The sequence below is a fragment of the Rhodococcus sp. WY5 genome, assembly GCF_018588185.1.
Taxonomy (GTDB): Bacteria; Actinomycetota; Actinomycetes; order Mycobacteriales; family Mycobacteriaceae; genus Rhodococcus_F; species Rhodococcus_F qingshengii.
The window spans coordinates 5,511,188-5,534,609 of record NZ_JAAMPR010000001.1; the positions used below are offsets into that span (position 1 = coordinate 5,511,188).

At 62.4% G+C, this 23,422-nt stretch carries 22 protein-coding genes and 1 pseudogene; 5 read left to right on the forward strand and 18 right to left on the reverse strand.

The genetic code is table 11. The annotated features are described in order from the left end of the window. Window positions 1–105: 105 nt before the first annotated feature. The 14 genes and pseudogenes from G4D79_RS25250 to mftA all read right to left on the reverse strand — a co-directional run bounded on the left by G4D79_RS25250 (window position 106) and on the right by mftA (window position 16,513). Entirely contained in the window at window positions 106–666 is a 561-nt protein-coding gene (locus G4D79_RS25250; RefSeq protein ID WP_003942021.1) for a DUF779 domain-containing protein, read from the reverse strand. 91 nt (window positions 667–757) lie between these two features. Then, a complete protein-coding gene (gene adh / locus G4D79_RS25255; RefSeq protein ID WP_007730158.1) occupies window positions 758–2,281 on the reverse strand; it encodes an aldehyde dehydrogenase in 1,524 nt (507 codons plus the stop codon). 143 nt (window positions 2,282–2,424) lie between these two features. After that, complete coding sequence (locus tag G4D79_RS25260) at window positions 2,425–3,738, reverse strand: helix-turn-helix domain-containing protein (protein WP_007730155.1); 1,314 nt, start codon at window positions 3,736–3,738, stop codon at window positions 2,425–2,427. Between the two features lie 105 nt (window positions 3,739–3,843). Next, entirely contained in the window at window positions 3,844–5,325 is a 1,482-nt protein-coding gene (gene mftG, locus G4D79_RS25265) for a mycofactocin system GMC family oxidoreductase MftG (protein WP_063314731.1), read from the reverse strand. Then, a complete protein-coding gene (gene mftF, locus G4D79_RS25270; protein ID WP_214514515.1) occupies window positions 5,322–6,719 on the reverse strand; it encodes a mycofactocin biosynthesis glycosyltransferase MftF in 1,398 nt (465 codons plus the stop codon). Before mftF ends, mftG begins: the two co-directional genes overlap by 4 nt. Before the next feature lie 97 nt (window positions 6,720–6,816). Further along, entirely contained in the window at window positions 6,817–7,509 is a 693-nt protein-coding gene (gene mftE, locus G4D79_RS25275; RefSeq protein WP_214514516.1) for a mycofactocin biosynthesis peptidyl-dipeptidase MftE, read from the reverse strand. A gap of 98 nt (window positions 7,510–7,607) precedes the next feature. Beyond that, window positions 7,608–8,845: pseudogene (locus G4D79_RS25280) on the reverse strand (DUF222 domain-containing protein). Between the two features lie 41 nt (window positions 8,846–8,886). Continuing rightward, window positions 8,887–10,836, reverse strand: coding sequence for a mycofactocin system FadH/OYE family oxidoreductase 2 (locus tag G4D79_RS25285; RefSeq protein ID WP_192712125.1), 1,950 nt, complete (start codon window positions 10,834–10,836; stop codon window positions 8,887–8,889). After that, window positions 10,836–11,663: a mycofactocin-coupled SDR family oxidoreductase gene (locus G4D79_RS25290; protein WP_003941966.1), complete on the reverse strand. Its 828-nt coding sequence runs from the start codon at window positions 11,661–11,663 to the stop codon at window positions 10,836–10,838. Before G4D79_RS25290 ends, G4D79_RS25285 begins: the two co-directional genes overlap by 1 nt. Continuing rightward, complete coding sequence (locus G4D79_RS25295; protein ID WP_214514517.1) at window positions 11,660–13,591, reverse strand: mycofactocin system FadH/OYE family oxidoreductase 1; 1,932 nt, start codon at window positions 13,589–13,591, stop codon at window positions 11,660–11,662. Before G4D79_RS25295 ends, G4D79_RS25290 begins: the two co-directional genes overlap by 4 nt. 26 nt (window positions 13,592–13,617) lie before the next feature. Then, window positions 13,618–14,796, reverse strand: a complete 1,179-nt coding sequence (gene mftD / locus G4D79_RS25300; protein WP_003942047.1) for a pre-mycofactocin synthase MftD — start codon at window positions 14,794–14,796, stop codon at window positions 13,618–13,620. Between the two features lie 55 nt (window positions 14,797–14,851). After that, window positions 14,852–16,069 (reverse strand): mycofactocin radical SAM maturase, encoded by a 1,218-nt coding sequence (mftC, locus tag G4D79_RS25305; RefSeq protein WP_003942089.1) that lies wholly within the window; start codon window positions 16,067–16,069, stop codon window positions 14,852–14,854. Between the two features lie 76 nt (window positions 16,070–16,145). After that, window positions 16,146–16,433 (reverse strand): mycofactocin biosynthesis chaperone MftB, encoded by a 288-nt coding sequence (mftB, locus tag G4D79_RS25310; protein WP_007728309.1) that lies wholly within the window; start codon window positions 16,431–16,433, stop codon window positions 16,146–16,148. Beyond that, window positions 16,418–16,513 (reverse strand): mycofactocin precursor MftA, encoded by a 96-nt coding sequence (mftA, locus tag G4D79_RS25315; protein ID WP_063836238.1) that lies wholly within the window; start codon window positions 16,511–16,513, stop codon window positions 16,418–16,420. The genes mftB and mftA overlap by 16 nt, the downstream gene beginning before the upstream one ends. Window positions 16,514–16,663: 150 nt before the next feature. Here mftA and mftR point away from each other — a divergent pair, with 150 nt between their 5' ends. Continuing rightward, window positions 16,664–17,263: a mycofactocin system transcriptional regulator gene (mftR, locus tag G4D79_RS25320; protein WP_007728311.1), complete on the forward strand. Its 600-nt coding sequence runs from the start codon at window positions 16,664–16,666 to the stop codon at window positions 17,261–17,263. A 29-nt stretch (window positions 17,264–17,292) separates the two neighbouring features. Further along, window positions 17,293–18,126 (forward strand): mycofactocin oligosaccharide methyltransferase MftM, encoded by an 834-nt coding sequence (mftM, locus tag G4D79_RS25325; RefSeq protein ID WP_214514518.1) that lies wholly within the window; start codon window positions 17,293–17,295, stop codon window positions 18,124–18,126. A 6-nt stretch (window positions 18,127–18,132) separates the two neighbouring features. Here mftM and G4D79_RS25330 read toward each other — a convergent pair whose 3' ends face one another. Further along, window positions 18,133–18,336, reverse strand: coding sequence for a DUF4287 domain-containing protein (locus G4D79_RS25330; protein WP_007728313.1), 204 nt, complete (start codon window positions 18,334–18,336; stop codon window positions 18,133–18,135). A gap of 141 nt (window positions 18,337–18,477) precedes the next feature. Between G4D79_RS25330 and G4D79_RS25335 the strand changes: the two genes are divergently transcribed. After that, window positions 18,478–18,690: a molybdopterin-binding protein gene (locus G4D79_RS25335; protein WP_003942061.1), complete on the forward strand. Its 213-nt coding sequence runs from the start codon at window positions 18,478–18,480 to the stop codon at window positions 18,688–18,690. 16 nt (window positions 18,691–18,706) lie between these two features. Here G4D79_RS25335 and G4D79_RS25340 read toward each other — a convergent pair whose 3' ends face one another. Beyond that, complete coding sequence (locus G4D79_RS25340; RefSeq protein ID WP_042920992.1) at window positions 18,707–19,132, reverse strand: DUF6314 family protein; 426 nt, start codon at window positions 19,130–19,132, stop codon at window positions 18,707–18,709. 110 nt (window positions 19,133–19,242) lie between these two features. Here G4D79_RS25340 and G4D79_RS25345 point away from each other — a divergent pair, with 110 nt between their 5' ends. Together G4D79_RS25345 and G4D79_RS25350 are read left to right on the forward strand one after the other, a co-directional pair. Continuing rightward, window positions 19,243–19,719, forward strand: a complete 477-nt coding sequence (locus G4D79_RS25345) for a MaoC/PaaZ C-terminal domain-containing protein (protein ID WP_214514519.1) — start codon at window positions 19,243–19,245, stop codon at window positions 19,717–19,719. Window positions 19,720–19,952: 233 nt separating this feature from the next. Continuing rightward, window positions 19,953–20,741 (forward strand): thioesterase family protein, encoded by a 789-nt coding sequence (locus G4D79_RS25350; protein WP_214514520.1) that lies wholly within the window; start codon window positions 19,953–19,955, stop codon window positions 20,739–20,741. 12 nt (window positions 20,742–20,753) lie between these two features. On the opposite strand, the gene G4D79_RS25355 is transcribed toward G4D79_RS25350, so the two are convergent. Together G4D79_RS25355 and G4D79_RS25360 are read right to left on the reverse strand one after the other, a co-directional pair. After that, window positions 20,754–22,424: an ABC transporter permease gene (locus G4D79_RS25355; RefSeq protein WP_214514521.1), complete on the reverse strand. Its 1,671-nt coding sequence runs from the start codon at window positions 22,422–22,424 to the stop codon at window positions 20,754–20,756. After that, window positions 22,421–23,356: an ABC transporter ATP-binding protein gene (locus G4D79_RS25360; RefSeq protein WP_003942009.1), complete on the reverse strand. Its 936-nt coding sequence runs from the start codon at window positions 23,354–23,356 to the stop codon at window positions 22,421–22,423. The genes G4D79_RS25355 and G4D79_RS25360 overlap by 4 nt, the downstream gene beginning before the upstream one ends. Between the last annotated feature and the right edge of the window lie 66 nt (window positions 23,357–23,422).

A 23,422-nucleotide genomic window follows, 5' to 3' on the forward strand; every position in this document is an offset into this window, starting at 1 on the left:
ATGTGGGCGATGTACGGAGAAGGTCGCCTGGAGATGACCGTGCTGTTAACTGGCTGTCATGTGAGCGGCCCCGAGTCTGTTCAGATCTTCTTCAGGCTGCCGTTCTCAGGATCGGGCGGCCGCGCCCGGCACCGGGCAGGCGTCGACGGCCTCGGCGACCACCTGGGGAACCGTCGGGGGCAAAGGACGCACGCCCGCTTCCCAATCAGCGCCCACGAGAATGCTCGACGCGCCGAGTGCTTCGTTTTCGTCCGGTGTGAATGCCCTTGCTCGACTGAGGAATCTGAATCCTTCAGGAGACTCCAGGCTGAATCCACTGCCGCGGCCGGGCACGACGTCCAGTACCAACTGGGTGTGCTTCCAGGCTTCGAACTGTGATCCGGAAATCCAGACCTGTACAGCGTCGGTTCCGGTGGGAAGGTCTTCGGGAGTCTCTCCGACAGCAAGTCGGAGATCGACGATTCCGAGTAGTACGTCACGGTCCCCGACGATGAATTCGCCTGAGGGATAACACATCGGGGCCGAGCCGTCGCAGCATCCGCCGGATTGATGCATCATCAGTTCGCCGTGAGTCCCGCTGAGGCGGCGCAGGAGGTCAGCCGCCCCAGCGGTGGTCACCAACCGGGGTGGAACGGCGCCGGTATCGGGTGTGTCCGTGGCGCTCATTCCAACCTCCGTGTGTTTGTGCAGGTTTCGCGTGTTGCAGTCTTGCTCACCGGCACCCGCAGCGAGGGGCTCACGGGTGCCGGTGGGTAGATCAGAAGAAGCCCTGAGCCTTCTGGGCGTAGCTGACCAGGAGGTTCTTGGTCTGCTGGTAGTGCGAGAGCATCATCAGGTGGTTCTCGCGGCCGATGCCGGACTGCTTGTATCCACCGAAAGCGGCGTGTGCCGGGTACTGGTGGTACGTGTTGGTCCAGACGCGACCGGCTTGGATGTCGCGGCCTGCGCGGTAAGCAACTCCGCCGTCGCGGGACCAGACACCGGCGCCCAAACCGTAGAGCGTGTCGTTGGCGATTTCGATGGCCTCGTCGTAGTCCTTGAACGAGGTGACCGAGACGACGGGTCCGAAGATCTCTTCCTGGAAGATGCGCATCTTGTTGTTGCCGGTGAACACCGTCGGCTGGACGTAGTAGCCGCCGGACAGGTCTCCGCCGAGTTCGGCTCGCTCACCACCGGTGATGACCTTGGCGCCTTCGGCCTTGCCGATCTCGATGTACGAGAGGATCTTCTCGAGCTGATCGTTGCTGGCCTGGGCACCGATCATGGTGTCGGTGTCGAGCGGATCCCCTTGGCGCACAGCCTTGGTGCGGATGGCTGCCATCGCGAGGAACTCGTCGAAGATGTCTTCCTGGATCAGCGAACGTGACGGGCAGGTGCAGACCTCGCCCTGGTTGAGGGCGAACATCGTGAAGCCCTCGAGTGCCTTGTCCTGGTAGTCGTCGTTTGAGGCGAGAACGTCGGAGAAGAAGATGTTGGGGCTCTTGCCACCGAGTTCGAGGGTGACGGGGATAAGGTTCTGCGACGCGTACTGCATGATCAGGCGACCGGTGGTGGTCTCACCGGTGAACGCGATCTTCTTGATACGCGGGCTGGACGCGAGCGGCTTTCCGGCCTCGACGCCGAAGCCGTTGACGATGTTGAGAACACCGGCAGGCAGCAGGTCACCGATGATGCCGATGAGGTGCAGGATCGAGACTGGCGTCTGCTCGGCAGGCTTGAGCACGATGGCATTGCCGGCAGCGAGGGCGGGGGCAAGCTTCCACACGGCCATGAGGATCGGGAAGTTCCACGGAATGATCTGGCCGACTACGCCGAGCGGCTCGTGGAAGTGGTACGCCACGGTGTCGGAGTTGATCTCCGAGAGCGAACCTTCCTGTGCGCGAATAGCTCCCGCGAAGTATCGGAAGTGATCGATGGCGAGCGGAATGTCGGCGTTGAGGGTCTCGCGGATCGGCTTGCCGTTGTCCCACGACTCGGCGAGTGCGATGGATTCGAGGTTCTCCTCCATACGATCAGCGATCTTGTTCAAGATGATCGCGCGCTCGGCGACCGAGGTCTTGCCCCAGGCCGGAGCTGCTGCGTGCGCTGCGTCGAGAGCGAGTTCGATGTCTTCTGCGGTGGAACGAGCCACATCACAGAAATTCTGTCCGGTCACCGGTGTCGGGTTCTCGAAGTACTGACCCTTGACCGGAGCAACCCATTCGTTGCCGATCCAGTTGTCGTATCGAGACTGGAAGGACATGATCGCGTCGGCGGTACCTGGGCGGGCGTACACGGTCATTGCAAGCTCCTATGTAAACGTGATCTTCCTGGGCGCACCCACCAAATCGGTGACTGCAATCCCACCCCCCGGTGGGGTGTGATTCACAACACTAGGAGTTGCAACGTTGCAAGTACGTTGCGTGCGAGAAACGCAGATGATTCTCAGATGCCCAATTGGCGGTCGAGGAGATCAATTCTAGCCTGGACCTGCGAATACAGCGGAGATTGAGGATCCAACGTGGACAGGTAGGCCTCCCACACGACGGAGTCTTCGCGGCCGTGCACCGACGTGGTCCACCGGGCCAGAAGGTTGGCGTCACCTCCACGCAGCAGAGCTGCCTGGACCCTGGTGCGTAGTTCTTCCCGCACCTCTTCGATTCCCGGGGAGGCAGAGCCCGCCAGCACCGGGCCCGAATACAGTTTCATCGCCGTCGCTGCGTCGCCTCGGTCCAACGCTGCCCGCACATCGCCGACATCTGTCGTGAACTCCGTGATGATCCGATAGGGGCGCGAAGCCAGCCGGTCGGCGCCGAAAACCTTACGAAGCCGCGACATTTCCGCGCGAATGGTCACTGCGTCGAGTTCGCCCTCGTCGAGCAGCACCGCAAGGTGGTCGGAGCTGAGACCCTCCGGGTGTTCGGAAAGCAGAAGGAGAATCTCGGCGTGACGCTGCGAAATCGGGATGCGGTCACCGCCGCGAACCAGCGTCGGCCGGCCGGCACCGAATGTTTCGAGGCGCGGAGCCGTGGCACTGAGTGGGATGGGCGAGTTCAAGAGATGGAATCGCAATTCCGATTCGGCGGCCGCGACAGTTGCACGGATCAGTGACAGCACTTCGGGAACCGCAACCCTGGGACCACCGGTGATGTCGATGGCACCAAGGATTTGCCCAGTGGTGGGATCGTGGACGGGTGCGGCCGAACAACTCCAGTCGTGCACGGTTCGGTTGAAATGCTCGGATCCGAAAATCTGTACGGAGTGATCGAGAGCAAGCGCCGTTCCCGGCGCATTGGTCCCGACACGATCTTCGCTCCAATCGGCGCCTTCGACGAAGTTCATGGACAACGCCTTGTCCTTGGCCGAGTTGTCACCCTCCACCCAGAGCAGTCGACCGTGTGCGTCACTGATCGCGATCAGTAGTCCGGTCTCGGCAGCATCTTCCACCAGGAGTTTCCGAATCACCGGACGGATCAGTGACATGGGATGCGCGGAGCGATATTTTTCGAGCTCCAACCCTTCGAGCATCTCAGGGTTGCCGACCACATCGGGATTTACCCCCTTGTTGCGGCTACGCATCCAGGACTCGAGTACGACCGAGCGGACATGGGAGTCGTCGGTCAGCCCCTGGCCGGGCACGCCGCGAGCATCGATGAACGACTGATGGGCAGACGAAAGTCGCCGCGCGAGTAACGCGACGTCATCGCCTGGCCTGACCGCCACCCACGGGTTGCCGGGCACAGCCTGTTCACGTGCCATATTTTGCGTTCCTCCGCTCCGTGGACCACTGTAACGCCGATCACAGCCCATAGGCGAGAACGACCATTCGGTATGACTGCCGACCCAGCCTGCTGCCCCTCGCGGTCACTCGTCGCCGAGCAGAATGGCGCTTGCTCGTTCCGCGACCATCACCGCGGTCGCATGCGGGCCGCGGGTCGGGATCGTCGGCAGGATTGACGTGTCAACAATACTGAGTCCTTGCGCGCCGATCACACGGCACCGACCGTCGACGACTGCGAACGGGTCCGCCTCGGCACCCATCACGCAACTACCGGACATATGCAGCGACGTTCCCAGGCGGGATTCGACCCACTCATCGGTGTACTCCACGACGGGGCGATCGATCAACCCCGTCTCGGCGATCGACTCGAGAAGATTCTCGGCGATCCGCATCCCTTCCCGAATGGCAGCTCGATCGTGCGCCGACGCGACGTAGTTGTACCGAATACGCGGCGCCCCAGCGGGATCCCGCGATGCCAGTTCGATGCTTCCCCGGCTGTGCGGCGCCATGAGGACCACTCCGACGCCGTGGTCCATGCGAGGCACACCGGGAACCAGTTCGGTGAAAGATGCGGTGTACGGACGAATTTCGATCTCAGCGAGGTTGAGGGCTGTCTCCAGCACCGGAGTCTGCGATCGAATCGTGCGGGGCTTCGAAAAATGGTACGGCAGCAGCACTTCCGGGTGGTCGACGAAGTTCTGTCCGACGCCCGGTCGATCGAGAACGACGGAAACTCCCTGCCCTACAAGTTGTTCCGCTGGACCAACACCGGAATTGAGGAGAATGTGCGGTGTCGCCACCGCACCCGAACACACGACCACATGGTCGGCACGAATGCGTCGGACATTGCCGTCGCCGAGAACGTCGACGCCGATCGCACGGGTACCCGAGAACGCGATACGAATGACGTTCACTCCGGATTCCACCCGCAGATTCGGCCGGTGCAACGCCGGCATCAGATACCCGATCGCCGTACTGATGCGACGATGATCCGACACGTTCAGTGGCACTCGGCCCACCCCGAACGAGTCCGGCGCATTCTTGTCGACGTCGTCGGGAAAGCCTGCTCCGAGCGCTGCCGCATGAAACTCGCCGCTCAGTGGATGCAGTTGGTCCCACGCTCGACGCTCGACCGGGATCGGTCCGGCGGTCCCGTGGAACTCGCTCTCGAAATCACGATCCGTTTCGGACTTCTTGAAGTACGGCAAGACGTCGTCGTATCGCCATGAACTCGGCCAATGCTCGAAATCAGCACGGGTCGCGCGGGTGAAGTACGCACCGTTGACGGCTCCGGATCCACCGAGTGTCCGCCCCCGCGCAATTGTGGACGCCCGACGCGGCGTCAGTTCGACCGGATAGGTCCACGTGTATTCGCTCGCAGGTCCGACCGGCAGTCGGTACGGATCACCCAGGACGTCCGGGAGTTCGAGCGCCGATCGATATCCGCTTCCCGATTCGAGGAGCATCACCGTGGCGGATGGATCTTCACTGAGCCTGGCTGCGACCACGCAACCACACGTGCCACCACCGACAACCAGGAAATCTGCGTAGTCGGCTTCTGTCACTTGGTGATTCGAGGTTTCAGCGCCGCCCAGTCGCGGGCGTCGAATGCGCCACGCCAGAGTCCGGCTCCATACGCGATGTCGTCGGCTCGTTTGAAGAAGACGTACCGAACCGGTCCCAGCCCGCCTGGCTCACGGTGGCGATACCAGTCCACCAAACCTTCGGTGACTGCTGCAGCGACGGCCAGCCGCCGAATTCGCCTGGAGGCGATCACCGCCAGGAGCGTCACGGGCCAGTAGTGACGACACATTGCCGAGGCGAGTTGCCAGAATCCGCCGACAACTCCCTGCGCGGTGAGGATCGCCGCGATCCGGGTGGGTTGACTCAGGCCGGTGAACATCTTTCGCAGCCGGTAAACGGTAAACAGCAAAGCGCCGAGTGCGCCGGCAAGACCGGAACGGGTCAGTGTTGCGGCGGCGATGCACGCGAAGAGCGTCGAGAACGACATCGCCATCGGCGGAACCGAACCCTCGTGTCTTGCAGCCAACGGCGCCGCACCCGTGCCGTAGAACGCTCTCCTGGCGAACCACTTGTCGAACTGAACTCGATGATCGTGGGCGACATGCGCAACCGGTTCGTACCTCAGTCGCCAACCCGCAGCCTGCAGTCGCCAGCAGAAATCGACGTCCTCGGCTACTTCGAGACCCTCGTCGAAACCGTTGCATTCGAGTGCCACGTCGCGCCGGACGATCACGGCGGCGCTGGGGACATAGGCGACCGGACTGCCCGACTTCACCGCAGCTTCCTTGCGTCCGAGGTCGAGAGACGATCGCATGTTCTCGTACCGCGCCAGCGCCGTCCCGTACGGATCGAGGGCGACGATGCGGGGTGCAACAAGGGCAACCCCCGGATCGCTGAAGTGGCCCAACATCAACTCGAGCCAACCGGCACGCGGTATGACGTCGGAGTCCAGGAAAGCTACGAAACGTGTTTGGGCCGAACGCAATCCCGAGTTTCTCGCTGCCGAGGGTCCGCGGGCACTCTCGTGCCGGACCACTGTGATGGTGCCGGTGCCCGGGCAGGCGCGACGGGGCTCCACCGGCACTTCCGAACCGTCGTCGACAACGATGACGGTCAGATCCTTGAGGACGGGCAATAGGCGTTCGACGCCGGCCTGGTTGTCCTTGACCGGAATCACGACCGTGACATCGGCAGCGGACGGCGTCGACATCGGACGAGGATTCGCGACACCTGAATCGAGAAGGTGTCGCGCAACCGCAGCGCTCTGCTGATCGACCACCTCGAGGAAGCCGTCACCGATCATCGCCGCAGCCGTCGGCGCCAGCTTGAGCATCCGCGTCGGAGATCCGCCGATGAGTACCCGGCCACCCGAGTACGTGCGCACCTTGGGGTCCAACCGAATGCCGAAGCCGTCGGGGAGTCTTGCTGGTCGCATCAGATGATCGTAAGGGACGTAGCCCGTCGTGCTGCAACTCGTCGCAGCCTCGAAAGCCGTCGCAGGTGGACCGTCCGCCCCCACTCGGTCGTGGTCGTCACCGAAGCCTCCCATCTGGACCAGGCTCCCACCGGGCCAGTCCATCCGTCACGCGTCCTACCAACTCACCGAAGATGTATGCGCCGTCTTCGGCGGTAGCCCCGACTGGATTGCCGAGAACGCCGTTTTGCGACACAGCGACCATACCGCCCGAACGCATTCCTGGCATCAGGTCCGCGATAGGAGACAAATTTCCTGTCTCAGCAAGGCTCATGTGCACCAAATCGGGCGAAAGGTGCAGCAATAGGCTCGTTTCAGTGTGTCCGGCATGGGCGTCGGCACCCGGAACAGCGCACGGCACCCAAGCAGCATCACGCCCCTCATACCGCAGAAGTGCCACCGCTTTGGCCAATGCGGGACCATTTCCGCCGTGGCCGTTGACGAACAGCACCCGCTTCGTCCATCGGAACGCCGACCTTCCGTATTCGACGACGACGGTTTCCATGGCCTCGGCACCGATCGAAATCGTGCCGGCAAACCCTTCGTGTTCGCCGCTCGCCCCGTATTCGATGGCCGGGGCCATGACGACGTCGGGCAGAGCCTGTGCGACTGCTCTCGCGATCCGAGTGTCGGTATCGAGAGGCAGGTGCGGTCCGTGTTGTTCGAAAGAACCGACCGGGACCACGACGGTGAGCGCAGTGCCCTCGAGCGCAGGACTCGGGATGGCAGCAAGGTCACGCGGAGAACTCATCCCCCGATCGTATTGGTGCGGGCCCCTCCCACCGCAACACTGCATGCGGATACACCGGGGCATTGTTGTGCCCCGGCGTATTCGTCAGTTGTCGCGGTTCACGCCGCTGTCGGTGGGCTGTTCCCGCCGATCGGCTGTTGATACGGATCGATCGACATCGGTGGATAGAACACCGATTTGCGATCCGGACCGATCTCCACCCGCCACTCCGTGTGTGCAGTGTCCGGTGATGATGACCGCACAACAAGATCAGATTGTCGAGATCTGTTGGGCCACCATCGTTCCAGTGAACAATATGATGGGCATCGCACCACCCCGACGGTGTCCCGCACCCCGGAAACGCACACCCGCCATCACGAACCGTCAACGCCCGCCGCTGCGGAACCGTCGCCGTTCTCGCTTCCTTGCCGCAGTCGAGCGGAACACCATTCTCGTCCAGGAGGATCCGGGTGACGGTGCAGTCGCACGCCAACATCCGGGCAGTATCGATACTGATCGGGCCCACCCAATCCGTCCACGCAAATCCCAGCTCCTCGGTGGACGGCAACAGGTCTTTCAGAACTTTAAGGTCTGTCATATCTTTCGCCGACGCAGTCACCGTGATGTGCGGTTTCACCCCGCCCTCGATCGGACCCAACCCCGCCCGCTCGTACCGCCGCAACAGTTCGCAAAACCCGTCCGCCCGCCGTAATGCCGGAGTACGCGTGTCCTTCACGCCGTCCTTCTCCGGCGTCGGCGCAGACAGACTCGACAACAACGTGATCAGACGCGCCCCGTTCACAGCATCCAAATCACCCTTCACAGTGACCCGCCCGTACAAGCCTTTCGAGGCGTAGAACTCGTTACGTTCGGAATCCTCGCCGACCGGAACGCCGTCCTCACGCTTGCCGTACTGCTTCTCGATCCGCCGGATCGCTGCCCGCACCGCATCACAATCGGCGATGTTCTTCGACGCCAACCCCAACAAGATCCCGCGGGCTTTGTCCACATCCGCCGAGGTCATGTTCTTCGGTGGATGCTGACAGAATGACGCCACCTGACGGGCTTTCAACGCATCCACGTCACCGCGATGGAATGCATCCGCGACAACAGGTTCGAGCATCAACAACCGCGCCAACCCGACCAGCAGACTGCACTCACCGATCGCCAGATTCGTCGACCCGTGCAACCACTGAGCGATCGCCCGAAAACCCTTCCCGCCAAGAACGTCCCGGGAAAACATCTCCACGATCAGCAACACCATCCGCGACTGCAACTCGTGCCGGGCGCGCACCAGATCCAGAACCTCACCCTTGAGGCCCACGCCATCCAGTTGCCACGCTTCCCGACTGTCCATGCTCAAAACATACTTTCGAGAACCAGGGACAAAACGGACGACTATATCGCCAACGCGGCCCGATGCCCCTCGATGACGGCCGCGTGCGAACGCCTCGGAGACAAGGCGTCACCGATGCGAAATTTCTCGAAACAGCTTCCCTGCAAGGTGTTCCACAACTCGTCGACAGGTTCCTGCTGTGTCGCGAAGACCACCCAGTCGACTGCAACTTCCTCGGTCACACCCGTCGGAAGGTGAACCAAGCTCACGAGCGGCGAGGCCCCAGCGCTCACCGAAGTCACCATCAGATCTGTCCGTTGACCGATCGACTTCTCGAACGCTCGGCGGTTCCACCCCTCGAAATCCAGGGTGATGCTCAGGTCCTGCGCGACCACCATGCCGTTGGTCGCGATCGTGACGGCACAGCCTCGATCAGCGAGGAACTCCGCCACCGACGTACCTTGATGGAATCCCAGTTCGTCGTAGACGAGCACCGTTCCACTCGGCAGAATCTTGCCGTCGAGAACGTCTCGAACACCCACCACACGCTCTGATCTACCCGCCCACGCTGGGCGTAAAGGCCGCGCTCCGGTTGCAATCACGACCACCTCGGGCGCGCGCTCCTCCACGATCGCGAGATCAGCTCCAGCATCCAACTCGATCGTCACACCACTTCGGCGACACTCAGATTCGAGATTCCGGACGAGGTCGGCGAGCTCACGGCGAGCCGGTACCACCGAGGCGGTAAGAATCTGTCCCCCAAGTCTTCGTTCACGCTCGAACAGCGTCACCGCATGACCTCGCTGGGCCGCTGTAGCCGCAGCTTGCAGGCCGGCGGGGCCGCCACCGACCACCACCACCGTGCGGCCCCGTCGCCGCGGCATCGGCAGCGGTACCGATTCCCGACCAGCGCGCGGATTTGCGGTGCACCCCAACCAACGTCCCAGACCCATCCGCCCGACGCATTCCTGGTTGCAGGACAGGCAGGTTCGCACCTGTACCGATTGACCAGCACGCGCTTTGTTCACAAAATCCGGATCGGCGATCTGCCCGCGAACTACGCCCACCAGATCGCATACACCGTCCTCGAGTGCAGCTTCGGCTTGCTCCGGCGTCTTGAAACGGCCGACTCCGACGACTGGAAGATCGATGACCTCCCTGATCGCAGACGGGACGAAGTTGGCGTAGCCGGTGGGTACAGCCATCGATGCTTCGACCAGATGCAGTGTTTCCGTGGCCATTCCGACGGTGGTGTTGATGTAGTCGACGTGACCGTCAGCTTCGATGAGTTGGGCGGTGGTTACCGCGTCGGACAGTTCGATGCCACCCCGCGTTCCTTCGTATCCACTCAGGCGCACACCGAGCACACGATCCGGGCCGATGGCCTTACGCAGTACCCCGAGCACTTCGAGAAGGAAACGCGCACGATTCGCCACGCCCCCGCCGTAGCGATCAGTGCGCAGGTTGGTCGAGGGTGCGAGAAACGCGCGCACGATGGACGACTGCGACGCCTGCAATTCCACCCCGTCGAAGCCACCGGCAACGCAGTTGCGCGCAACAAGGGCGAACCCTGCGAGAATCTCGGCAATGTCCGCGTCGTCGACAGCCTTGGGCACCTCGCGGAACAACGGATCCGCAACGGCGCTCGGCGCCAACAGCGGCGATCGCGAATAGGTTCCAGCGCCCTGACCCCCATTGTGGTTGATCTGCGCGAGAATCGACGAACCATGCGCATGAACGGCGTCGGTGATCCGCCGGTATCCCTCGATCGCTTCCGGCCGATAGCCCGCAATCATCTTCTCGTACGGTCGATCCGAAGGATGCGTCGAGTGCTCCTCGGTGATGATCAGACCCGCACCGCCGCGTGCCCGCGCCTCGTAGTAACTCGCGTGCTGCTCCGTCGGCAACCCGTTCTCCGCGTAATTGGTCAGGTGTGCGGAGAACACGACCCGATTGCGGAGTGTCAGGTTGCCCAGGCGCAGTGGCGCGAAGAGGCGCGGGTACGGCGTCATCAGACCTTGGAGTTTCCTTGATCGAGCGCGATATGACTTGCCGTGACGGTGCGGGAACCGTCACCGGCGAGCCACAGGACGGTATCGGCGATCTCGTCAGGTTCGGCGAAAGCGATGTCCGAGAGGATCGGAGTGAAGTTGGGAAGGTACTGCGGAAACTTTGCAAATACCTCGAGAGCGCCCTGGTCGACCCCCATCGGCGTATTCACTCCGTAAGGATGGATCGAATTGACCCTGATCTTGTACTCCCCCAGTTCCTTTGCTGCGGCCTGCGTCAGGCCGACGAGACCGAACTTGGCGCTCGCGTAGTGCGCCTGTCCGGGCAGCGCCTTGAGTCCGGCCACCGAACTGACCACGATGATCGATCCACCGCGCCCACCCTCGATGATCGCCGGCACCGAGGCCTTGAGGGTTTTCCAGACTCCGGTCAGGTTGATGTCGATCAGGGTTTCCCACTGCTCGTCCGACATTTCCCAGAATCGATTCCAGTTGCAGACCCCGGCGTTGGCGACCACGATGTCGAGTCGTCCGAACTGTTCGACGCCGTCCTTGACCACCGCGGTGAGCGCTGCGCCGTCACGGACATCGACCTCGCGGGCGAGGATCTTCCCGCCCTCCGCTTCCACCAGACGTATCGTCTCGGCAAAGTCCTCGGAAGTTGCTGCGTCGTAGGAATTGTCCGACGCCACCGACGCGCATACGTCGACCGCGATGATCGCTGCTCCCTCGCGCGCCATCTTGACCGCGTGCGCACGTCCTTGACCGCGCGCTGCGCCGGTGATGAAAGCAACGCGACCTTCGAGCGAACGAACTGAACCCTGTGTCATGAGATAGCCCTCTCTGCAGAATTGAAACTCGTTCTAGTAGTAAACCCTGCAAAGCGCCCTTCGCGGATGGATTCGAGAACAGTTCTCGGGGCAACCGAGTCGCCCACCTGAACGTCGGCCTCTTCCTTCAGCGTTTCGTTCGGCAGACGAGGCGAGCAGTCGATCACCACTTCGCACTCGAGCTGTGACCGCTCGCCGGTATGGACGTGTTCGACGCAGACGGCCCCTCGAGTGATTTCGGTGACACGTGACGCGAGCACCCTGGTGACCCCGGCCTGCTGGATGCGCGTGTTGGCGCCGACCAGATCCCCACTCGCACCGAGCCTCGAACCGACGATGCTGTCGGGAGTCACAATCGAGACGGAGATGCCATGGGCCGCGAGTGCTTCTGCGAGCGCCACCGCGATCGGTCCACCGAGGGGATCGATCAGCGCGACCGGACCCGGCCCCACGGTGCTCAACTTCTCGAAGGCTTCCGACGCATCCAACCATCGAACCGAATCGTCGACCGGATACGTCGGCGGCCTCGCAGCACTACCGGTGGCAACGACAACAAACTCGCCCCGGCTGCGTGCGTCACCCAGGTCTTGGGCGTCGAGCGCCGCCCCGGTCCGCATCGTCACGCCGCTACGACGGCATTCGTCCTCCAACCACTGCGCGAGGAGTGCGAACCGGCTACGGCCGTCACCTCGCGCAAAAGTTCGGATCATGCCGCCGAACTGCGATGAACTCTCGACGAGTGTGACCGAGTGCCCCGCCACCGCCGAGATCCGTGCGGCTTCCATCCCAGCGGGGCCACCCCCCACGACCAGCACGGCTCCCGGTGTCGAAATCTGCTCTCGCTCATCGGGGTCCACCGTCTCGAAACCCGCGCTCGGATTCCCGACGCACGTCACGACAGGATTGCGAGGATCACGCACGAGGCACGTCTGATTGCAGAGCACACACGGCCGGGGACGATCGCCGCGCGCGGCTTTCACAACCAGGTCCGGGTCTGCGATCTGGGCCCGGGTCATCTCGACGAACTCACCTACTTCCAGCGCCGCGTGAGCGTCGGCGATGTCCACGACGCTCCCCTGCACGACAACAGGAATCGACAGAGCGGCCTTGATCTCACGGCACAGATCGAGGTTGAAGTTCGGCGGGCAGTGAAAATCGGGGCGGTACCCCTCAGACGAATAGAGTCCGCCACGAACGACGACAAGGAGATCGAGGAACGGAGACACTTCACGCGCGATACCGATGGCAAGATCGGGCGTCAGGCCCGCCCATGGAGCTTCCTCGTCACAGGACAACCGCAGGGAGACAACGTGATCCGACCCGACTTCCTCGCGCACTGCCGAGATGACCTCGCGAACAAGAGCAACGCGATCGCTACCGTATCGGTCTTGCCGAGTGTTGGTCAGACCCGAAAGGAATTGTCGCAGAATGCTTCGAGGACCGGCATCGAGTTCCACTCCGTCCATTCCCGAAGCGACGGCCAGCGCCGACGCCTCACGGAAGCCGACTATCAGCTGGTCGATTTCCGGCTGCCCCATTGCCATCGGCAACTCACGCGTCGCCGGGTCGGCCACTCTTGACGGTCCCCACAGCACCGACTGGGAGTATGCGCTCGATCCCTGCATGCCGGTATGACCGAGCCCGGCCAGAACCAGCGTTCCGTACGGAGCACATGCAGCCGCGATCGACTGCCACCCCGGGCCACATTGCGACGCCAACGGCGCCCGCTCGTACGGCCAGTCGTTCTCCGATACCGAGGCCACTTCGGTGACGACGATCCCGGTTCCGCCCTCGGCGCGGCGCTGGTAGTACGCACGGTGCCGATCGGAAAGCGAGCGTCCCACAGCAAGATTGGTCTCGTGCGGACCGAAAACAACCCTGGACCGGACGAGGCGTCCGGCCAGGGTCGTGTGTTCGTCGAGTGTCAACTCACAGCTCTATCGGAGCCGTAATCTCAGCTGGCACCCAATGTGCGTGTGAAGCCTTCCGGAATCACCAGGTCCGCCGGGCTCAGTTCGGTGATGGACGAGTGGCCGAGGCCCATCAGCCCCGAGTCGATGCCCATCCGCATGAGGTCGAGCACGTTCTCGACACCGGCCTGGCCGTTGGCCGAGAGGCCCCACAGGTAGGCGCGCCCGAGCATGACGGCCTTGGCTCCGAGTGCGAGCGCCTTGACGACGTCGCCGCCGCGTCGAATGCCGCCGTCGAGAACAACTTCCACCTGATCGCCCACGGCCTCGGCAATGCCCGGGAGCACACGGATCGGCGCCGGGGTGCCGTCGAGGTTGTTACCACCGTGGTTGGAGACCGAGATAGCGGAGACACCGGCGTCGACAGCTCGCTTGGCGTCGTCGATGCGCATGATGCCCTTGAGCATGAACGGTCCACCCCACTGCTCACGAAGCCAGGCGATGTCTTCCCACGTCGGAAGCGGAGTCTGCATCCACTCGCCGTATGCGCCGAAGAACGTCGGTGCAGGCTGGCCGGGAGCCGCGAGGTTGGGGGTGGTCAGGTCCGGGATCTTGCCGGTCTTGGCGAACTCGAGCAACCACTTCGGGCGCATGATTCCCTCGGGTGCGAACTGGAACATCGCCTTGAGGTCCATCTTTTCGGGGATGGACGGGCTGCCCCAGTCGCGACCGTACGAGAAGGACCAGTCGGTGGTGATGATCAGGCCCTTGGCACCGGCAGCGCGAGCGCGCTCCATACGCTGCAGGAGCACGTCGCGGCTGCCGACCCAATACATCTGGAAGAAGACCTGCGGGTTGGCCGCGGCAACTTCTTCGATGGACTTGCTGGCAAAAGAACTCAGTCCGATGGCTGTTCCCCGTGCTGCAGCCGCACGGGCTACCGCTACTTCACCGTCGGGGTGCACTGCCTGCACACCGGTCGGTGAAATCATGACGGGCAACGAAATGTCCTGACCCATAATGGTGGTGGACATCTCGCGCTTGTCCGACAGCCCGGCAGCGTGGGGAGCGAAACCCAATTCGCTGAATGCCGCGACGTTGTCGTCGACCGTCAGCCCTTTCTCGGATCCCGCTACCAACGCCGCGTACACGGACTTGGGCAACCTCTTCTTCGCACGGCGCTGTGCTTCTGCCACCGTCTCGAAGAAAGCATTCTTAGCCATTGAACTGACCTCTCTGGGGTGCAGCTTTCGCCGCACTGTCGGTATCGCGCAGTAGTTACTGCATTCCCGCAAGCGGGTTTTCGTCACAAATCTTGGCGGGCGGACGCATCATCAGTGTCAGTGGCACCGATGCACGTGGGGTCTTACGTTGACCGGAACGGGAGTGGTCGACACTGGACTTCGGGACCTCTCCCGCCGACGCCAGTGCCATTTCACCGTTGCCGATGACGCACTCGGGGTCAGGTCCGTCCATCGGCAGTCCGGTGAAGAACTTGGCCGCCATGCAGCCTCCGCGGCAGGAGTCGTAGTGGTTGCACTTGCTGCAGGCGCCACCGGTTTGGGGCGAGCGCAGCTCCTCGAACAGGTCCGAGTGCTGCCAGACTTCCTGGAATCCACCGTCTTTCACGATGTTTCCGGCGAGGAACTGCTCGTGAATCGCGAAGGGGCATGCGTACACGTCACCGACCGGGTCGATCAGGCACACGACGCGGCCCGCGCCACAGAGATTGAGACCGGGCAGTGCATCGCCGAAGGCGGAGAGGTGGAAGAACGAGTCGCCCGTCAGGACGCCTTCGCCATTGGCGACCAGCCAGTTGTAGAGCTCGCGCTGCTGCTCCGGACGCGGGTGCAGGTCGTCCCACACGTCGGCGCCGCGGCCCGAAGGACGCAGTCGAGTGATGCGCAGGGTCGCGTCGTACTTGTCCGCGAGAGCCTTGAACTCGTCGAGCTGACTGACGTTGTGCCGCGTGACGACCACCGAAATCTTGGCGTCCTTGAAGCCGGCTTCCTTCAGGTTCGCGAGAGCGCGCTCGGCCATCGCGAACGAACCAGGCCCGCGCACAGCGTCATTGACCTCAGCGGTGGCACCGTCGATGGAAATCTGCACGTCGACGTAGTCACTGGCTGCGAGGCGCGCCGCGACCTTCTTGTCGATCTTCACGCCGTTGGTGGAGAACTTCACACCAACCTGGTGGTCGGTCGCGTAGTCGACGAGCTCCCAGAAGTCGGAGCGTACCGTCGGCTCGCCGCCACCGATGTTGACGTAGAAAACCTGCATACGCTGCAGCTCGTCGATGATGGACTTGCACTGTTCGGTGCTCAGCTCGTTGGGGTCACGACGACCCGACGACGAAAGGCAGTGCACGCAGGACAGGTTGCAGGCGTAGGTGAGTTCCCACGTCAGGCAGATGGGGGCGTCGAGTCCGAGTTCGAACTGATCGACGAGGCGACCCACCTTGGCGGGCGGGGAGGGCTGTTCAAGAACTGAGGTCATGGCTGTGTCCTCGCGAAGAAATGAAGCGGGCGAACGTGCGGAAGGGCTGTTCCGCACGTGGGGGCGAGCGTCTGGCTCAGACAGGCACGATCATGTGCGAGTCGGCGAGAGTGCTCAGCGCGCGGGCATATTGGGGAGCCGCGTCATCTTCGATGCCTTGCGCACGTAGTGCGGACCTGACATCAGGATGGTCTGGCAACGCCTTGACCACCGCAACGATGGTCGTGTTCTTCAGGAACGACAGCTTGCGTGTTCCGAAGTGGTAGAGCAACGCCCCGAAAGGTTCGGGGCGAAGCGCTACCTGCGGGTGGAGTTTCCACCCCGCATCGAGATCCAAAGCAGACACGGTCAGTACACGCCGCACATGCCGTCGATGGAAACTTCCTCCACGAGGGACTCCTCGACGAGGTCGTTCTCGAGCGCCTTGTTGTCACGATCTGACATGGATTCCTCCTGCGGTCGCACTCCGTCTGGAAGTCTGTAGATCAGACTTCCAACCTGGGAGTTGGTGGTCACTAGTGGGACTTCACTGTGACTCGGTTCACCACTGTAATGGCATCGAGTGCAGAATGACACACATGGAGCGAAAAAAGTATGCGTAGCCGCAAGAAACCGTCCGCTCGGATAGGTCGTCGCCCCTCCACAACGAAGGAGGGAATCAGCACGATCGGGATCGAACTGTTTTCGACAGTCGGCTTCAACGAGGTGAGCGTCGACCAGATAGCCGACGCCGCCGGCATCGCGCGTCGGACCTTCTTTCGCTACTTCCCGTCCAAGAACGCCGTCCCCTGGGGAGACTTCGACGGACATCTCGACGAGATGCGCGAGCACCTGGATTCACTGCCCGCTGATATTCCGTTGGTCGACGCACTCGAATCCGCATTGTTGACGTTCAACACCTTCCCACCGGAAGAGACTGCGGTACATCGCAAACGGATGGAATTGATCCTCGAAGTTCCGACGCTTCAGGCATACTCTGTGGTGATGTACGAAGGTTGGCGGCAGGTGGTCGCCGACTACGTCGCACGCCGAATGAATCTCGAGCCGACCGATCACGGCCCACGCACGGTCGGCTATCTTCTGCTCGGGGTCGCGATGTCGGCGTACGAGCAGTGGCTCACCGACGATTCACTCGAGCTACCGGAACTCTTGAAAACAGGTACGCAGTCCCTGCGGACCGGTATCAGCACCTGAGAAAGCATCACCACCTGAGAAAGGCGATCATGTCCACCATCACGAACGAACCCGTCCTGGATTCCCTGGCGCCGTCGACGCCGGGCTTGTGGTCGTTCGGACATGTCACCGTCGAACGCGTCGAGTCCGGTCCGATCTCGCTCGATCGCCGAGGCGGTCGCCTCCACGTCAGGCACTCCCTCACTCCCGCCGATCTGAGTGAGCGACTCGTCGCCGGAGTCACCTCGTCGATCCAGGACGCGGAGTTCGGTCAGGACGAATTCGAGTTGACGATGGTCGGCCTGGTTCGCTCCACCGTGGACGACGCTCTCGAATCCTGGACCACCTACTACCGGAACTCACTTGCCGAACTACTGGACGGCACTGCAGATTTCGCGCCGATTCACGACAAAGCCGAAGAGCTGGTCCGCGGTTCCGTGCTCGATCTGGGTTCCTGCTTCGGTTTCCTGCCCCTGCGGCTCGCGCGCGCCGGAATGGACGTGACCGCCACGGACATCCTGCCCGGAACGATGATCCTGCTCGACGCGGTTGCCCCCGAACTCGGCATCACGATCGACACGGTGATCTGCGACGCGGGTGAAGTACCGGCACCGGACAACAGCGCCGACACCGTCACCGCGATTCATCTCCTCGAACACGTCGACGACGCAGTCGGCGAGGCCGTGATCGCGCAAGCACTCCGGATCGCGCGTCAACGGGTCGTCCTTGCCGTCCCCTTCGAAGACGAAGCCACCGCGTGCCACGGCCACATCCGCACTTTCGATCTCGAGTCACTGCGTGCGGTCGGCCGGCAGAGCCGTGTGCCGTTCGAGGTATTCGAGCATCACGGCGGCTGGTTGGTGCTGGACGCTTCGGCCGCCTGAAAAGAACTACCCTTCTTTCAGCGTATGGGCGACAAGCGCATTCGCGTGCCCATGACCCATACCGTGCTCCGACTTCAACCAGTTGACCAATTCCATGTGCTTCGTTAGGTCTGAGCTTCTGATCAGCTCTTGCCATTCACCGATCGGCCGACCGTACTTCTTCTCGATCGACGGAAAATACGACGCCGGGCCTTTCACGGGTTCAGTCATGACCGGAATCTACCTCCACCGCCCGACAATATTCGCGCACCGGCGGCGCCCGCATGTCCGCACCTGCGGAATCGCTGGGTAGATACGCGACCATCGCATTATGGTCGAAGAACACCCACCCGAGAGCACAGGAGTTCAGCGATGCGACTGTCCACACGAAATCAACTCACCGGCACCATCACCGAGGTCAACCTCGGCACCGTCATGGCGACGGTCAAGGTGAAGTTGGACGGCGGGAATCAGATTGTGACCTCGTCGATCACCCGCGATGCCGCACTGGATCTCGATCTTGAACCAGGCCAAGCCGCAACGGTATTCGTGAAGTCCACCGAGGTGACGATCGGCGTCGAGTAACTGGCGAGCGATGTGATCAGGGCCGGGTGAGATGCGTGGTCATCGTGTAGTCCTTGCTCGGCCCCGTCACGGTCCAGACGACAGTCCAGGTCGATCGATCTCCGGCAGTGACGTCGATTCGCCCGCGGTAGGTATCCGCACCGCACAGGTGCTCGACTTCCTCCCCCGGCGCCCAGTCGTGGAACTCTCTGCCGTCTTCGAATGTCACGGCCCACTCGAGGCCGCGCTCGGCAACGAACAGAGTTCGGAACACGGGTAATTCCAGGTCGCCGTCACGCAGCGTGCCGCTCTCGTACCAGCGCATCCGACCGTCACCGGCGTCGGAGATAGTGGTCTCGCCGAATACATGCTTGGTGGAACCGGAAAGGCGGTCGACGATGTCCCGCTCGAAGTGCCACTTTCCTACCAGCGCCCTCGGCTCGATTTTCGCGTCGTCGACCATGTGGCGATTCTAGTGACCCTGCATTGCCCGACGACACCGGAGACCGACTCGAACACACTGCGAGAGTATGTTCCGAGTACACCCGGAACACGCAGGAGATTTTCACAACCATGAACGATTCGGCCGCCCTTCACAAACGCGCAGTGTTCGCCGAGGATCTCGAGATCGGCCAAGTGATCCCATTGGGTTCGTATTCGGTGACCGAAGAGGAAATCGTCGAGTTCGCAACTCAGTGGGATCCCCAGTGGTTTCACGTCGACAAGGAAGCCGCCGAGTCCGGCGTCTTCGGCGGGTTGATCGCCAGCGGGCTGCACACCCTGTCGATCTGCCAGAAGTTGGTGGTCGCCAGTCTCTACGACCAGTGGAACGTGATCGCCGGGAAAACCATGCGCGACGTGAGCTTCCTCCGTCCGCTTCGCCCCGGTGACACCCTGAGCGGAATGGTCACCGTCGACAACGTCGTGTTCGACAATCGCGCGCGAGGATTGGTGACCATCACAGCGAAATTGGTCGATGCACACGGCAATCGCGTTCTCGACGTGGTCACTGACGCCTACCTGCACTGCCGCTCGACTCGCGGACAGTGAATTATCGGTAAATTTCGCACCACACTGTTCGAATTGCCGTACTTTCAGTGACGTTGCGACGCAACAATACCCATCCCTGCAATCAGGAGTTCCTCACACATGAGCAGCCTCGGCGAGATCAATCCTCTCGGCATTCTTCAGATCCTCATCTACATGCTCTTCGGTGGGTCGTCCAGCACTCCCGAATAGACCCTAGCTTGCCATAGCCATAGTCAGCACCTAGGGTGCTGACTATGGCAATTACTAGTCAGGCATCAGTGGCGGCCGCGCCGTCGACCGACGCAGCGCGTCATCACACCGAATTCGACTCCAGTTGGCGGAGTTTCGACGGCATCCAGGGCGGACTCGCAATTGCACGGATGCTGCGGGTGGCGGCCGACGCGTCCGGAGCCGAACCGCTGGCAGTCACGGCGCATCTGGACCGCCCCGTTCCTCCTGGGCCGGCCGAGTTGACTGTCGGCGAGATGCGGGGCGGGCGGACCGTCAGTTGCCACGTCACGCTGACCGGTTCGGGATCCGCTCTCGTTCGGTTGGCCCGCGACATAGGAGCTACAACAATGTCCGCCCCTGTCGCCGAACCGGCTCCGGCCGACCCGTCAACCCTGCCGCCGCTGGAGATCCCGGTGGATTTTGTGCCGTTCGCCCAGCACCTCGACATCCGGCCGATCAATTCCGCGAGGCCGTTCGCCGGTGGCGACTCCCCTGAATTCGACGTCTGGATCCGCCTGCTCACAGACCTCGATTTCACGGCCCAAGAGCGCGCCGCGGTCCTTCTCTACGCGCTTCCGCCCGGACTGTTCGCGACACTGACGATGCCCGTGGCCATACCGACCATCGAGTTCACCGCGCATTTCACCCCGGAGCACCTCACGGCAGATCCCCGAACGCTGTCACCGTGGTATCGCCTACGCCACGGGACTGCCTGGGCGACGGACACTCTCTGTGTTGACGAATCCGAACTATTCGACTCGACCGGACGACTTGCTGCTCGGGCTCGCCAGCTTCGTCGAATTCTGAGTTGAGTTTCAGCTCTCCTACACCTGGAGGTCGCGACGACGGAACGCAACAAGCGATGCTGTCGAAAGCACCACTGCCACAACGATCATTGCCAGCAGTGGCAGAACTGTCACCGGCTCGGCAGGGGCACCCGGCACGTGAGTGTAGGGCGACAGATCCAGCACTACCTGCGGAAGCTTCAGCAACGTGCCGAGTTGCCCGAGCACGATGCATGCCGCCAAGATTCCCCAGGAGAGCGCCGACGCGTACGTCGGAAACAGTCCGAAAGCCAACGACACCAACCCCACGACTACGAGCACCGCAGGCAGATAGGCCAACGCGGCGCCAGTCATACGAAGTGTGTTGCCGCCGATGTCGTCCGTGACGAGCCCGAAGGCAAAACCGGTTAAGGCACCCATCAAGACGTGCGCGAGGATCACGCCGCCCACAACCACACCCAGGTGGGAAAGCATCCACCTCCACCGCGACAAAGACGTTGCCAGCAACGGTTCGAGCCGTCCCGATGTTTCCTCGCCCCGCATCCGGAGAAGACTCTGGACCGAATACGCCGCGATGACTGTCGACGTGAGCCCCAGAGCAGTGGCCAAGTAGGAATCCACCAGATCCGATCCGCCGCCGCCAAGTTTCTCGAACATCTCCGCGGTCTGCTGCGACGATCCCACCATCGCGTCGATCTCGTTGCCCACAGCGCCGTACGCGAACCCGAGTATGACAACGGCAAAGATCCACCAGAACATCGTCATTCGCTGCATGCGCCACGCCAGGCCCCAGGCCGACGGTAGCCACGATGCCGCGACTGGCGGGCCGGGTCGGGGCTGAACGAGTCCCGCTCCCTGATCGCGATGGCCGATGAGAACAAAAGCCACCACCACGTGCACAGCCGCAAATCCGATCAGCAACAACAGGATCCACCAGGCGTCGTCGTCGAAGGGCCGGATCTGTTGTGCCCATCCGATCGGCGAGAGCCACGACAACCAGCCACTGACCACGCGAGTTCCGACGTCGACGACCGTACTGTTCACGTCGCCGATCGCGCGCAGCATGAAGGCAACGCCGATCGCGGCACCCGCCAGGCCGTTGGCCGTACGAGCACCATCGGTGATCTGCGCCGTCACGGCTGCCACTCCGGCAAACGCGATTCCGGTCCCACCTATCGAGGCGCCCAACGCGAACGAACCGACGACAGGCAAACCGACGGCGATCGATCCCAGTGCAATTCCCAGTGCAAGAACGACGTTCGCACCGACCGTTACGATCAGTGCGGAGGTCAGGAGCGCTCGTCGACCTACCACCGCTGCACCGATCATCTCGGCTCGGCCGGTCTCCTCGTTCTGTCGCGTATGGCGAACCACCGCAAGGGTGCTCATCAATGCGGCCACCAACGCGAACACGAGCACCGACTGACTGGCGACTATCGCGCCCTGCGAATCACCGGACACGATCCCGTTGGTCGCCAGCGCGACCGGCGATACCGCGGAACTGACTGCGATGTTTCGTAATTCCTCGGGTGTCGAGTACAGCCCGGTCACACTGGCGACAACCAGCAGCATGAACAAGACGATGGAGATAACCCACACGGAGAGCTGAATTCGGTCCCGCCGCAAAGCCAGCCGAACCAGTCGGCGTGTGCCGGTGAATTGACTTGCCGAGGTCGGTACCGGTGGAGCGGCCTCGACAACAACGGTCACGGCCGTACTCCGGTCTCGGCTCGCAGGTGTACCGAAGTCTCCCTAGCCCGTTCGTCACCGTAATGCCGCAAGAAAAGTTCTTCGAGAGTCGGCGGAGTGGAAGTGAGCGCCACGATTCCGAATCCGACCAAGTACGTCATGAGTGGTCCGAGTTGCGCGCTGTCGACTTCGCAGGTGACGTGGTTACCGTCGATCACCGCGTCGTGGACACCGCCGAGTCCGTCGAGTCCACCGATCGGACGCTGCGTCTCCGCCGCGACGGACGTGCGCGTGAGATGCCTGAGTTCGGACAGTGTTCCCTCTTCCACCGTCCGCCCGTCGCGGATGATGCTCACACGATCGCACAGCGCTTCGACCTCGGCGAGGATATGGCTCGACAGCAGTACCGTCTTTCCGGCGTGAGCCACCTCCTCGACGCAGTCCTGGAATACCGCCTCCATCAACGGGTCGAGCCCCGATGTGGGTTCGTCGAGGACGTAAAGGTCGACGTCGGACGAGAACGCGGCCACGAGTGCAACCTTCTGCCGGTTACCTTTCGAGTACGTGCGCGCCTTCTTGGTCGGGTCCAATTCGAAGCGATCGAGCAACTCGCTGCGGCGTTTTCGGTCCAGGCCACCGCGCAGGCCCGCCAACAGATCGATAGCCTCACCGCCGGTGAGGTTGGGCCACAGATTCACGTCGCCAGGCACATAGGCGAGACGTCGATGCAAAGTGACAGCGTCTCGCCACGGATCGCCGCCGAGAACGGTTGCGTCTCCGGAGTCCGAGCGGAGCAGGCCGAGGAGCACCCGAATAGTGGTGGACTTTCCGGAACCGTTCGGCCCCAGGAATCCGTGCACTTCACCCGTCGAGACGTCGAGGTCGAGGCCGTCCAGCGCGCGGGTGGTACCGAAGGTCTTGACGAGGCTTTTCACTGAAATTGCCGCACCCATGAATTTGACCGTACGCCGATTTCACAAATGTGTGAAGATAGAAAAGACGGAAAGATCGAAGGGTTC